13 protein-coding genes are annotated in these 12,066 nt (G+C 65.2%); 9 read left to right on the plus strand and 4 right to left on the minus strand.

Annotation, left to right across the window (positions count from 1 at the left end):
- Positions 1–48 precede the first annotated feature (48 nt).
- The 7 genes from M3O59_RS03170 (at position 49) to hslU (ending at position 5,840) form a co-directional block, all read left to right on the plus strand.
- A complete protein-coding gene (locus M3O59_RS03170; RefSeq protein WP_116905069.1) occupies positions 49–447 on the plus strand; it encodes a YbaN family protein in 399 nt (132 codons plus the stop codon).
- A 68-nt stretch (positions 448–515) separates the two neighbouring features.
- Positions 516–770, plus strand: coding sequence for an LPS translocon maturation chaperone LptM (gene lptM / locus M3O59_RS03175; RefSeq protein ID WP_116905068.1), 255 nt, complete (start codon positions 516–518; stop codon positions 768–770).
- Positions 760–1,614 (plus strand): diaminopimelate epimerase, encoded by an 855-nt coding sequence (gene dapF, locus M3O59_RS03180; RefSeq protein ID WP_064632501.1) that lies wholly within the window; start codon positions 760–762, stop codon positions 1,612–1,614. The genes lptM and dapF overlap by 11 nt, the downstream gene beginning before the upstream one ends.
- Positions 1,611–2,282: a DUF484 family protein gene (locus M3O59_RS03185; RefSeq protein ID WP_181920447.1), complete on the plus strand. Its 672-nt coding sequence runs from the start codon at positions 1,611–1,613 to the stop codon at positions 2,280–2,282. The genes dapF and M3O59_RS03185 overlap by 4 nt, the downstream gene beginning before the upstream one ends.
- Before the next feature lie 199 nt (positions 2,283–2,481).
- Positions 2,482–3,399 (plus strand): tyrosine recombinase XerC, encoded by a 918-nt coding sequence (gene xerC, locus M3O59_RS03190; RefSeq protein ID WP_064632505.1) that lies wholly within the window; start codon positions 2,482–2,484, stop codon positions 3,397–3,399.
- A 411-nt stretch (positions 3,400–3,810) separates the two neighbouring features.
- Positions 3,811–4,362 carry an ATP-dependent protease subunit HslV gene (hslV, locus tag M3O59_RS03195; protein WP_116905065.1) on the plus strand — a complete coding sequence of 184 codons (552 nt, stop codon included), beginning with the start codon at positions 3,811–3,813 and terminating at the stop codon, positions 4,360–4,362.
- A gap of 110 nt (positions 4,363–4,472) precedes the next feature.
- Entirely contained in the window at positions 4,473–5,840 is a 1,368-nt protein-coding gene (gene hslU, locus M3O59_RS03200; protein WP_116905064.1) for an ATP-dependent protease ATPase subunit HslU, read from the plus strand.
- Positions 5,841–6,040: 200 nt separating this feature from the next.
- Here hslU and M3O59_RS03205 read toward each other — a convergent pair whose 3' ends face one another.
- The 4 genes from M3O59_RS03205 to M3O59_RS03220 form a co-directional block, all read right to left on the minus strand.
- Positions 6,041–6,496 carry a nucleoside deaminase gene (locus tag M3O59_RS03205; protein ID WP_003482760.1) on the minus strand — a complete coding sequence of 152 codons (456 nt, stop codon included), beginning with the start codon at positions 6,494–6,496 and terminating at the stop codon, positions 6,041–6,043.
- On the minus strand, positions 6,493–6,993 hold the full coding sequence (locus tag M3O59_RS03210) for a GNAT family N-acetyltransferase (RefSeq protein WP_116905063.1): 501 nt from the start codon (positions 6,991–6,993) through the stop codon (positions 6,493–6,495). The genes M3O59_RS03205 and M3O59_RS03210 overlap by 4 nt, the downstream gene beginning before the upstream one ends.
- 162 nt (positions 6,994–7,155) lie before the next feature.
- Entirely contained in the window at positions 7,156–8,241 is a 1,086-nt protein-coding gene (locus M3O59_RS03215; RefSeq protein ID WP_064633038.1) for an HlyD family secretion protein, read from the minus strand.
- On the minus strand, positions 8,238–9,887 hold the full coding sequence (locus M3O59_RS03220) for an MFS transporter (protein ID WP_064633036.1): 1,650 nt from the start codon (positions 9,885–9,887) through the stop codon (positions 8,238–8,240). The genes M3O59_RS03215 and M3O59_RS03220 overlap by 4 nt, the downstream gene beginning before the upstream one ends.
- Positions 9,888–9,975: 88 nt before the next feature.
- Between M3O59_RS03220 and ubiE the strand changes: the two genes are divergently transcribed.
- Together ubiE and M3O59_RS03230 are read left to right on the plus strand one after the other, a co-directional pair.
- On the plus strand, positions 9,976–10,737 hold the full coding sequence (ubiE, locus tag M3O59_RS03225) for a bifunctional demethylmenaquinone methyltransferase/2-methoxy-6-polyprenyl-1,4-benzoquinol methylase UbiE (RefSeq protein WP_116905062.1): 762 nt from the start codon (positions 9,976–9,978) through the stop codon (positions 10,735–10,737).
- A gap of 214 nt (positions 10,738–10,951) precedes the next feature.
- Positions 10,952–11,842 carry a GGDEF domain-containing protein gene (locus tag M3O59_RS03230; RefSeq protein WP_064633034.1) on the plus strand — a complete coding sequence of 297 codons (891 nt, stop codon included), beginning with the start codon at positions 10,952–10,954 and terminating at the stop codon, positions 11,840–11,842.
- Positions 11,843–12,066: the final 224 nt, after the last annotated feature.

Raw genomic sequence — 12,066 nt, forward strand, 5'->3', positions numbered from 1 at the left:
CCGCGCTGCTGAGACCACCACCGCCCGCTCTGGCCGTATCATTTGCGCATGACGCGACCGAATCGATTCCGTTGGGCCTGGTGGTTGCTGGCCTACGCCAGCCTGGCCACCGGCATCGCGGGGATCTTCGTGCCAGGACTGCCGACCACGGTGTTCATCCTGATCTCCGCCTGGGCTGCGTCGCATGGTTCCGAGCGCCTGCATACCTGGCTGCTGTCGCATCCGCGCTTCGGGCCGGCGATCGTGGAATGGCAGACCTATCGCGCGGTCAGCCGCAAGGCCAAATGGATGGCCACACTCACCATGAGCGTGTGCGCCGCCATCATGCTGTGGTGCGTGCCGGTGTTCTGGGTCAAGTGCCTGTCGATCGGCAGCATGGTCGTGGTGGCGATCTGGCTGTGGCTGCGCCCCGAGCCGCCGCCGCGCACGTTGCCCGACGCCCACTGAACACAGCACGTGTCCGGAGTGCACCCCGGGCGCACGGCCGTAACGGCGTTCTGGCTATACTTCGGCCCATGAGCCTCATGTCCCGACCGTCTGTTCGTCTCGCACTGGTTGGTGCGACCTTTGTCCTGCTTGCCGCCTGCGGCAACAAGGGTCCGCTGGTGATGCCGCAGAAGCCGGTGCCGGTGGAAGCCCAGCCGGTGCCGCAGCCGCCGGACGCGCCGCAACCGTTGGATGAGTCCACGCCTGCGCCCGCGCCTGTGGACAACGACACCACGCCCGCGCCCACCACCGACCAGCCCGCTAGCAGCGGCAATGAGCGCTGACGGTCGCAGCGGGCGTCTGCGTTTCACCAAAATGCACGGCGCCGGCAACGACTTCGTGGTGCTGGACCTGCGCGATGGCACGCCGCCGCCGGGTGCCGCGCTCGCGGCCCAGCTGGCCGACCGCCACTTCGGGGTCGGCTGCGATCAGATCCTGACCATCGAAGCGCCGCGCAGCGAAGGTGCCGTGGCGGCCTATGGCATCTGGAATTCCGATGGCTCGGCCGCGCGCCAGTGCGGCAACGGCGCGCGCTGCGTTGCGGCCTGGCTGGTGCGCGATGGCACCGCTCAGGGCGACCGCTTCGTCATCGACAGCCCGGTCACGGCGCATGCGGTCGAACGCCTCGATGCAGGCTGCTACGCGGTGGCGATGGGCTTGCCCTACTTCGAGCCTGCGCAGATTCCGCTGGCCGGGTTTGCGCACGCACGCGACGAATATGCGCTGCCGGTGCATGGCGAGACCGTGCGCTTTGGTGCGGTGTCGATGGGCAACCCGCATGCGGTGGTCGAGGTCGGGCGGGTGGATGCAGCACCGGTCGAGCGCGTCGGCACGCTGCTGCAGCAGAACGCGGCGTTTCCCAATTCGGTCAACGCAGGTTTCGTGCAGGTGGTCGACCCCACGCATGTGCGTTTGCGCGTGTTCGAGCGCGGTGTCGGCGAAACGCTGGCCTGCGGCAGTGGCGCGTGCGCGGCCGCCGTGGTGTTGATGCAGCGCGGCCGCGTCGAGCGCGACGTGCGGGTGTCCTTGCCAGGTGGCGAGCTACGCATTCGCTGGCCCGGCGATCAGGAGCAGGTGGTGATGTCCGGCCCGGCTGTGTTCGTCTTCGATGGAGAGTGGAACGGATGAGCGAGAACACGGACAAATTCGGCGCACACGAAGTAGCCACCTGGCTGCGACGTCACCCGACCTTCCTCAAGCAGTTCCCGGATCTGGCAGTGAGCTTGCTGGTGCCGCGCGACGATGGCCCCACTGCCTCGTTGGCCACCTACCAACTGGAAGTGCTGCGCGACAAGAACCGCGAACTGTCGCGGCGCCTGCACGAGTTGGGCAGCAATGCGCAGGAAAACGAGCGGCTGGCAGTGCGCACGCATCAACTCACGCTTGCGCTGATGCGCCAGACCAGCGCGGCCGATACGCTCAAGGCAATGGCGGCCGCGCTGGCGGAAGATTTCAACGGCGAACTGGTGCGGCTGGTCTTGCTCAAGCCGGTCGATGCGCTGGAAGCAGACTGGCTGCAAGTCATCGCAACCGACGATGCGCGGCTGGCTCCGTTCCGCGATTGCCTGAGCGATGGCGAACCCATTTGCGGCCGCCTGCAGGCTGAAAAACATGCACTGCTCTACGGCGCACAGGCGGGCGAGGTGCACTCCACCGCGTTGTTGCCGCTGCCGGGCATGGGCCTGATCGCGGTGGGCAGCAGCGACGCCAACCGGTTCTATCCCGGCATGGGTACGCTATTCCTGCGCATGATGGGCGAATCGCTGAGCGTGGCGTTGCAACGCTTCCACGCGTGATGCGGGCTGCTGCGCGCACCCGGATTGGCGGCACGCTGCCGATGGTGGTGCCGCTGCGTCTGCGGCGAGGGGCGTGAGGTGGTGGCGGTCGGAGAATTTGCATCTCTGCACCTGCGAGGCATGAGGTCTGCGTGTGTGTCGCAAGACCACACCTGCGAGCAGAAAACGCCATCCATGCCGCGCTATCGGGAACGCTGACGTGTCATCGGTCGACGCATTTCTGACCTACCTGCAGGTCGAACGGCAGGTGTCGGCGCACACGCTGGACGCGTATCGGCGCGATCTTGCGGCCCTGGTGGCCTGGACGGCCGGGCAGAACCAGCAAGACGGCACGCAGCAGGATGCCATGCCACGCGACAGTGCACTGCTCGACAGCGCACATTTGCGGCAGTTCGTCGCGGCCGAGCATCGGCGCGGGTTGTCGCCCAAAAGCCTGCAGCGCCGCCTGTCGGCCTGCCGCAGTTATTACGCCTGGTTGCTCAAGCATGGTCGCATTGCGGCCAGCCCGGCGGCGGCGCTACGCGCACCCAAGGCGCCGCGCAAGTTGCCGCAAGTGCTGGACGCCGACGAAGCCGTGCGTCTGGTGGAAGTGCCGACCGATGCACCACTGGGCCTGCGCGATCGCGCGCTGCTGGAACTGTTCTACTCGTCCGGCCTGCGCCTGAGCGAATTGTGCGCGTTGTGCTGGCGCGACCTGGATCTGGACAGCGGCCTGGTGATGGTGCTCGGCAAGGGCGGCAAGCAGCGTCTGGTGCCGGTGGGCTCGCATGCAATCACTGCGTTGCGCGAGTGGCGGCGTGACAGCGCTGGACGCGCCGACACGCACGTTTTCCCAGGCCGGGCGGGCGGTGCGATTTCGCAACGCGCAGTGCAGATCCGCATCAAGCAATTGGCGGTGCGCCAGGGCATGTTCAAGGACGTGCACCCGCACATGCTGCGGCATAGTTTTGCCAGCCATATCCTGGAATCGTCCGGCGACTTGCGCGGCGTGCAGGAATTGCTTGGCCATTCGGACATCGCCACCACGCAGATCTATACGCATCTGGATTTCCAGCATCTGGCCAAGGTCTACGACGCCGCGCATCCGCGCGCGAAGCGCAAGAAAGCGACTGAGTGAGCAGGTGCGTTTGCGCGATGTCAGCTACATCGCCGCATGATTGGCTGATGCGGCTGATAGAGCGGCGGGCGCGTTATGGAGAAGTGGCTCAAAGCCCCTCTCCCGGGGTGAGGGGCTTTGAGCCGAGATTGTTTACGTTGTGGTGTTGGCTGTCGAGATATCGCCGCGCAGAGACGTCGTTGACTGCGCAGTGCAACCGAAGCTGGCGGCCGTACCCTCACCCCGACCCCTCTCCCGGCGGGAGAGGGGCTAGATGGCTTGCTTTCGGATCGAGTGCTTTGTGCGCGTCCGGGGACGCTGCAGCGTATGCGTCGCGTCGCTTCTCAGCGTCGTGTCTGCACATCGCTTCGCCGCAGCGCGCTTGAACCCGGCAGGGGCGTCCCCACCTCTTTGGAAACCCCCGGAGGACCCATGGACCCCAGCCAGAATCCCAATATCGTTCACGCCACCACCATCATTTCGGTTCGACGTGGTGGGCATGTCGCCGTCGCTGGCGATGGCCAGGTCACCCTTGGCCATACGGTCATGAAGGGCAATGCGCGCAAGGTGCGCAGGCTCGGGCGCGAGGGTCAGGTGCTGGCCGGTTTCGCCGGTGCAGCCGCCGATGCGTTTACCTTGTTCGAGTTGTTCGAAGCCAAGCTCGACAAGCACGGGCAATTGACCCGCGCCGCAGTGGAGCTGGCCAAGGATTGGCGCACCGAGCGCCGCCTGGGCAAGCTCGAAGCATTGCTTGCGGTGGCCGACAAGGAAACCTCGCTGATCATCAGCGGCACCGGCGATGTGATCGAGCCGGAAGACGGCATCATCGCCATCGGTTCCGGCGGCTCGTACGCCTTGTCCGCCGCACGCGCGCTGCTCGCGCACACCGCGCTGGATGCCAAGACGATTGCCGTTGAAGCAATCAATATCGCAGGCGATATCTGCATCTACACCAATCGCAATGTGGTGGTTGAAGAGCTGTGAATCGGGAGTGGGGAAGCGCGAATCGCGACAGCGGTTTCGTTTCCACTCCAACGACATAGGCTCTGGATGTCTGCTTCTGCGATTCCCCTTTCCCAATTCTCGATTCCCCAATGTCTAATATCGATACCGCTACCATGACTCCGCGCGAAATCGTGCAGGAGCTCGACCGTCATATCGTTGGCCAGCACGACGCCAAGCGCGCGGTTGCCATCGCGCTGCGTAACCGCTGGCGCCGCATGCAGTTGCCCGAAGAACTGCGCAACGAAGTGATGCCCAAGAACATCCTGATGATCGGCCCCACCGGTGTCGGCAAGACCGAAATCGCGCGGAGGCTTGCAACGCTGGCCAATGCGCCGTTCGTCAAGGTCGAAGCCACGCGCTTTACCGAGGTGGGCTATGTCGGCAAGGACGTGGAGCAGATCATTCGCGATCTGGCCGACACCTCGGTCAAGCTGTATCGCGAGCAGGCCAAGGTGCGTGTGCGCAACCAGGCCGAAGAACGCGCCGAAGACCGCATCCTGGATGCGCTGCTGCCGCGCCGCGCTGCCGGTATTGGTTTCGACCCGGAAGCGGCACGTAACGAGCCGTCGTCGCAGGACAACGAAACCCGCATCAAGTTCCGCCGCATGTTGCGCAACGGTGAGCTGGACGAGCGCGAAATCGAACTGGAAGTGGCCGTCAATGCCAGCATGGACATCATGACCCCGCCGGGCATGGAAGAAATGGGGCAGCAGTTGCGGCAGATGTTCGCCAACATCGGTGGCGGCAAGTCGCAGAAGCGCAAGCTCGCCATCAAGGCCGCGCGCCCGCTGTTGATCGAAGAAGAGGCCGGCAAGCTGGTCAACGAAGACGACGTGCGCACCGCGGCGATCGAGGCCTGCGAACAGCACGGCATCGTGTTCATCGATGAGATCGACAAGGTGGCAAAGCGCGGCGAAGCCGGCTCCAACGGTGGCGATGTCAGCCGCGAAGGCGTGCAGCGCGATTTGCTGCCGCTGGTGGAAGGCTCCAACGTGTCGACCAAGTACGGCACGGTCAAGACCGACCACATCCTATTCATTGCATCGGGCGCGTTCCATTTGGCCAAGCCCAGCGATCTGATTCCCGAATTGCAGGGCCGCTTCCCAATCCGGGTGGAATTGACCGCGCTGACCAAGGCCGACTTCGTGCGCATCCTCACCGAGCCCAAGGCGGCGTTGATCAAGCAGTACGAGGCCTTGTTGCAGACCGAGGGCGTGTCGCTGACGTTCGCCTCCGATGCGGTGGATCGTCTTGCCGAGATCGCAGCGCAGGTCAACGAACGCCAGGAAAATATCGGCGCGCGTCGCCTGCACACGGTGCTGGAGCGTCTGCTCGACGTGTTGAGCTACGAGGCGCCGGACCGCGATGGGCAGAGCGTCACTGTGGACGCGGCCTACGTAGACGCACAGTTGGGCGAGCTGGTGCAGGACCCGGACCTGAGCCGCTATATCCTCTGACGGCGTTGCACGGCAACGTGCGCACGGATCAAAACGACCCGCCATTGGCGGGTCTTTTTGTTTGCAGCATGCACTGTGGCCGAGACTGCCTTGGGGTAGATCTGCACTGTGACTCAGGCTAAACAGCAGCGCCAATCGCGAAGTGGTATTGCTCGTTGCCTGTCACAGCGTACGGCTGCGTAACTGCATTAGCGCTGATCTCAATCCTCGCCGATATCCTCGTTCCACACATCCGGATTGGCGGAAATATAGCCACCCAGCAGATCGATGCATTCCTGGCTCTGCAGATCGATCACGTTGACGCCATGCTCGCGCAACCAGGCGATGCCGCCCTGGAAGGTGACCGATTCGCCCACCACCACCGTGCCGATATTGAACTGACGCACCAGTCCGCTGCAGTACCAGCACGGCGCCAGCGTGGTGACCATGATGGTGTCCTTGTAACGGCGCTGACGGCCGGCCTTGCGGAAGGCATCGGTTTCGCCATGCACGGACGGATCGTTTTCCTGCACGCGGCGGTTGTGGCCGCAGCCGAGCAGGCGCCCGTCGTTGTGATACAGCGCGGCACCGATCGGGATGCCGCCTTCGGCCAGCCCTTGGCGGGCCTCGGCAATGGCGGTGTCGAGCAGGGCGCGGTAGTCGGGGGTGGTGATCATGCAAGCTCCAAAGGGGCCGCGCCGGCAGGGCGCAGCATGTCGAGATGGGGGATACCGTCTTCCAGATACGGCGCGGATGCGGGCGCACACCCATGTGCTGCGTAGAACGATTGCAGATGCGCCTGCGCGCCGAGTTGGATGGCGCTAGCGGGCCAGTGTGCGTGCAGCACGCGGATACCTTCGCGCAACAGCGTGTGCGCCAGTCCGGTACCGCGATACGCGGCAGCGATGACCACGCGGCCGATGCTGGGTTCGGGATAGCTCAGCCCCGGCGGCAGCACGCGCAGGTAGGCAGCCAGCTCGGCGGTGTCGCTGCTGCCCAGCACGTGCAGCACACCGGGATCGATATCCTTGCCATCCAGCTCCGGGTAGGCGCAGTGCTGCTCCACCACGAACACGTCCGTGCGCAGCCGCAGCAGCGCATACAGCTGCATGGTGCTCAGCTGCGCAAAGCGCAACTGCTGCCAGTGCAAAGGAAGCGTCGGTGGGGAGGGCATCGACGCATGATAACGGCATCGTCTGCGAGCGGCGGGCAGACGAGCGCCACTTGCGAGGTCAGCGCGATTGGCGCATGGACGCATCGCCCGGAACCAGACCCGGGCTCTCGATACCGTCCACGTCTGCCTGATGATTCGCCGACCGCATGGCGGCAACAGCGCTCAGTCGGCGGCGCTATCGGTATCGACCGCCACCACCACCGACATGCCTGGCCGCAACCGCGGTGCCAGCGGCTGGTCCGGGTCGACGCTGATGCGCAGTGGAATGCGCTGGGCAATCTTGACGAAATTGCCGGTGGCGTTATCGGCCGGCAGCACGCTGAATTCCGAACCGGCGGCCGGCGAAATCTCCTGCACGCGGCCGTGCAGGCGCGCGTTGTCCAGCGCGTCCACGGTGAAGCTGGCGCGCTGGCCCACGCGAATCTCCGCCATCTGGGTTTCCTTGAAATTGGCCACGACCCACAGCGTGTCCGGTACCAGCGACATCAGCTGCGTGCCGTTGGTGACATAGGCGCCCTGGCGCACGCCAAGCTGACCGAGCTGGCCGTCGCGCGGGGCCAGGATGCGCGTGTTGTCCAGGTTGATCTGCGCCAGCTGCACGGCGGCCTGAGCATTGGCCACCGCCGCTTCCAGCGCGGCGCGGTTGACGGTGACGCTGCGTGCGTTTTCTTCGGCAGCCTGCAGTGCGGCGCGTGCCTGTGCCACGCCGGCATCGGCCTGCGCGCGTGCGGCGAAGGCGGTGTCGCGATCCTGCTCGGATACGAGTTGCTGGCTGGCCAGCTGTTGCGTGCGTGCATAGGCCGAACGGGTGCGGTCGCGCTGGGCCTGGTTGCTGCTCAGCGCCGCACGCTGCTCGGCGATCGTTGCCTCGGCGCTATGCCGTTGCTGGTCCCAGTTGGCAAGATTGGCCTGCGCAGTCTGCACCTGCGCCTTGGCCTGTTCGAATTGCTGGGCGTAGATGCGGTCGTCGATGCGTGCCAGCAACTGGCCGCGCGTGACGTGTGCAAAATCCTGCACCGGCACTTCGGTGACATAGCCGCTCACCTGCGGGGCAATCACCGTGATCTGCCCATGCACCAACGCATTTTCGGTGCGTTCGATCGCACTGACGAACGGCGGCAGCCGCCATGCATACAGCACCAGCAATACGCCGATCAGTGCGAGCCCGCCGAAGCCGACCACACCGGCGATGCGACGGCGACGACGTTGGCGGTCGGCAAGCGGGGAAGACTCTGCTGGTGTATTCATGGGCGCGCAGTGGGGGCAGGAGCAGGGGGCGACACCGGTGGGCGCAGATAGCGGCGCCACACCAGCACGGACAGGATCCACACGCCGGTGGCGATGGCGATGCAACCGATCAACAGGAACACGTCGTTATAGGCCAGGACGTTGGCTTCGCGCGTGGCGATGCCGCCCAGCGTGCGTATGCCTTGGGCCTGACGTAGCGCCGGGTCGCCGATGCTGCGGCCGTACACGCTGGCATAGGCCTGCACGCGTGCGGCCACCTGCGGGTCGGTCAGTACCAGATGCTCGACCAACTGGCTGGAATGGTATTTCTCGCGCACTACCTGCACCGTGCCGAGCAGGGCGCTGCCGAGCAGGCCGCCCATGTTCTGTGCCATGCCGAACAGCACGATGAAACTGATCAGGTTGCCGGGCTGCGCAATCACCCGGCCAAGCCCGGCCACCATCGCCGGGCCAATGAAAAACGTGCTGCCGAAGGCGAGCAGGAACTGGCTGAGGTACATCTGCTCCGGCCGGGTGAGGCTGGTGGCGTCGGCGTCCATGAAGCAACCGGTGCAGATGGCCGCCACGGCGATGATCAGATGTTCGGCCACCCGTGCCGGGTTGATCAGCCACGCGCTGGCGGCCACGCCCACCACCGCGCCCATCAGCATCAGCGCGAACAAGGTCTGCAGCTGCGTGTTGGCCAGGCCCAGGGTCTGGAAGAAGCCGATCGCGCCGGTGCTCTGTTCGGACAGCACCAGCCGGATCAACAGGATCGCCAGGCCCAGCCGCAGCATGTCGCCGCTGGCCAGCCAGCGCGTGTTGATCATCGGGTTGCGGCGGTTGTGCTCGATCCATGCGGCCGTGCACAGCAGCACGATGGAGGCCGCCAGCACCACGCCCAGCCATGGCGTGCTGGTCCACCACAACAAGCGTCCGAGCGAGAGCACCGCAGCCAGGCCGGCCGCGCCGGCGGCAAACAGGCTGAAGGTGAGGAAATCCAATGGCTCGAACACGCGATAGCGGTCGCTTGGCGGCAGCTTGAGCGCCAGCACGCAGGCCAGCGCGAATACCGCCAGCCCGCACTCGAACAGGTACAGGCCCTGCCACTCGCCAAATTCCAGCAGGTCGGTGGAGAACACCCGCGCCAGCGGCAACGCCAGCTGGGTCATGCCCAGGCCCAAAACCACCGCCTTGAGCCGGTATTTGTTCGGGAATGCCTGGATCACGTAATACAGGCCCAGCGAACTGAGCGCCGCGCCCACCAGCCCATGCGCAGCACGCACGGTGATCGCCGAGCTCAGGCTGTGCACGAACAGGTGCGCAAAGGCAATGAGCGCGTACAGCGCCAGAAAAATTTCGGTGAACCGGCGCAACCCGAACTGCTGGCGAAACTTCACCAGCAACAGGTTGGCCGACATGTTGGTCATCACGTAGGCGGCCGGCAGCCAGGCCATTGCGGTGGTGGAGGCGCCCAGGGTGCCTTGCAGATAGGTCAGGTTGGCGGTGACCAGCGCGTTGCTCAGCCCACCGGTGAGCGCCACCACCACGCCCACCAGCCCGTACTGGATGCGCCGCCGGGTGGGGTGCAGCGGCGTGGAGGCTGACCCCGGCAGGGTGGGTTTCTCATGGGGTTGCCAGTCGCGCTGGACGTACTTGTCGCGCACTGAATGCTCGCAGGGGCCAGTTGCAGTTGAGATCGCGATTGTGGTCCGGTTGCGGTCACGGTGGTGTCAGCAGTGCGATAATACGCCCATGAGCGAATCCCCCTATACCTCCGGTACCACCCATTTCGGCTTTCGCGATGTCGCTGCCAAGGACAAGCAGAAGCTGGTCGGCGAAGTGTTCACCTCGGTCGCGCGCAACTACGACCTGATGAACGATCTGATGAGTCTGGGCGTGCACCGCGCATGGAAACGCTACTTCGTGGCGACCGCGCAGGTGAAGCCGGGCGACCGCGTGCTGGACCTGGCCGGCGGCACCGGCGACATCGCCGTGCTGCTCAAGGAGCGCGTCGGCAACGAGGGCGCGGTGGTGCTGGGCGACATCAACGCCGGCATGCTGTCGGTGGGCCGCGACCGGCTCACCAACCGCGGCTTGGTGTCCGGGTTCGACTATGTGCAATGCAACGCTGAAGCACTGCCGTTCCCGGACCAGAGCTTCGACCTGGTGACCATCTCCTTCGGTCTGCGCAACGTCACCGACAAGGACGCCGCGCTGCGCGAGATGTACCGCGTGCTGAAGGTGGGCGGACAGGCGCGCGTGCTGGAATTTTCCGAAGTTACCGCCGATTGGTTCAAGCCGATCTACGACTTCCACTCGTTCAGGATCCTGCCCAAGCTGGGCCAGTTGTTCGCGCGCGATGCCGACAGCTACCAGTACCTGGCCGAAAGCATCCGCAAGCATCCGCCGCAGGAATCGCTCAAGGGCATGATGGGCGAGGCCGGGTTTGCGCGTTGCCACTTCAAGAACCTCACCGGCGGCATCGTGGCGATCCATTCCGGCTACAAGATCTGAGATTGATCCGGCGCGGGGTGATTTGCGCGTCTGCGCCGGCGTGCAGCGCGCCGGAGATCTCCGCACACACATTGCGCTTGTGTTCGCTTGCCGCGCCATCGCCATCGCCATCGCCACCTGCGCACCTGCGTCTGCCGACAAACTTTTGAGACTCTCGTCGCGTTGGCTCCACGAATGGTCGGCGACACTAGGCCATCTTTCGCTGGAGACGTGCATGCGCTTGTACGCAGGGCTGTCGCGCGTGTTTCCTCGCTCCTTCAGCGCCAAGCTGCTGGCGGTGACCTTTGTCGGCATTCATCTGCCGCTGCTGTTGCTGATCGTCTGGCTGGCATCGCAAAGCGAGTTGGGCGGACGCCCGCTGTGGTCGGTGGTGATCGTGGCATTGCTGGCCACGCTGGCCGGCACCGCGCTGACGTTATCGGCGCTGTATCGCCTGCTCGCACCGCTGCGCATCGCCGCCGACGCGCTGGATGCGTATTACGCCGATCAACGCCTGCCCACGCTGCCCGAGCATGGCGATGACGAGTTGGGGCGTCTTCTGCGCGGTATCAATCGCAGCCTGCGCGGTATCGACGCCGGCATGCGCGATCTCAAAAAGCACGCCTTGTTCGATTCGCTCACCGAGGCGTTGAACCGGCGCGGCTGCGAGCAGGCGATGCTGGATTCGGTCACCTCCGCGCAGTGCGAAGGCTGGCCGTTCGTGTTGTTCGTGCTGGACATGGATAACCTCAAGACGATCAACGACCGCTTCGGGCATCTGGCCGGCGACCGTGTGCTGGTGCGGCTGGTGGAATCGGCCTACGGCTGGCTGGGCGCGCAGGACTGGGTCGGGCGCTGGGGCGGCGATGAATTCCTGATCGGCGTACACGCCAGCGAAGACGAGGCCACGCTCAAGCTCAATCAATGGCTGTCGATGCTCGAACGCGAAGATGCCGACGAGGCGCCGCTGCATGTGAGCGCCGGTAGCGCGGTGTGCGAGCAGGGCCTGGATGCCACCGAGCTGTATCGCCGCGCCGACGCGGCGATGTATCGCGCCAAGTTTTCCGGCGGCCGCCGTTTGGTGCGCGACGGGCATGACAACCCACGCAGCCATCCGGTGGTCTAGACGATCCGGCAATCACCTGGCGGCCGGTCCGCAGGTGCCTGCATGCTGCGCACGGGCGGCATACGTCACGCCATCTGCGGTTGCCGCATCAGGTTCGCGCCGTCCCGGCCAGTGACAGGCCCAGTGTCCTCAGCCGGCGCCCGGATTGACCGGCCGGCAAGTGCTCACCATCAGCCGCACGGGCAGGCAACGGCCCGGGGCGCTAAAATGCCCAATTCCCTCGC

Source organism: Xanthomonas nasturtii, from assembly GCF_023337365.3.
Taxonomy (GTDB): domain Bacteria; phylum Pseudomonadota; class Gammaproteobacteria; order Xanthomonadales; family Xanthomonadaceae; genus Xanthomonas; species Xanthomonas nasturtii.

Coding starts and splice junctions, on each gene's coding strand:
- hslU (WP_116905064.1), top strand. CDS start 4,473: ATGTCTAATATCGATACCGCTACCATGACTCCGCGCGAAATCGTGCAG.
- hslV (WP_116905065.1), top strand. CDS start 3,811: ATGGACCCCAGCCAGAATCCCAATATCGTTCACGCCACCACCATCATT.
- dapF (WP_064632501.1), top strand. CDS start 760: ATGAGCGCTGACGGTCGCAGCGGGCGTCTGCGTTTCACCAAAATGCAC.
- M3O59_RS03205 (WP_003482760.1), bottom strand. CDS start 6,496: ATGATCACCACCCCCGACTACCGCGCCCTGCTCGACACCGCCATTGCC.
- M3O59_RS03170 (WP_116905069.1), top strand. CDS start 49: ATGACGCGACCGAATCGATTCCGTTGGGCCTGGTGGTTGCTGGCCTAC.
- M3O59_RS03185 (WP_181920447.1), top strand. CDS start 1,611: ATGAGCGAGAACACGGACAAATTCGGCGCACACGAAGTAGCCACCTGG.
- M3O59_RS03215 (WP_064633038.1), bottom strand. CDS start 8,241: ATGAATACACCAGCAGAGTCTTCCCCGCTTGCCGACCGCCAACGTCGT.
- M3O59_RS03210 (WP_116905063.1), bottom strand. CDS start 6,993: ATGCCCTCCCCACCGACGCTTCCTTTGCACTGGCAGCAGTTGCGCTTT.
- ubiE (WP_116905062.1), top strand. CDS start 9,976: ATGAGCGAATCCCCCTATACCTCCGGTACCACCCATTTCGGCTTTCGC.
- lptM (WP_116905068.1), top strand. CDS start 516: ATGAGCCTCATGTCCCGACCGTCTGTTCGTCTCGCACTGGTTGGTGCG.
- M3O59_RS03230 (WP_064633034.1), top strand. CDS start 10,952: ATGCGCTTGTACGCAGGGCTGTCGCGCGTGTTTCCTCGCTCCTTCAGC.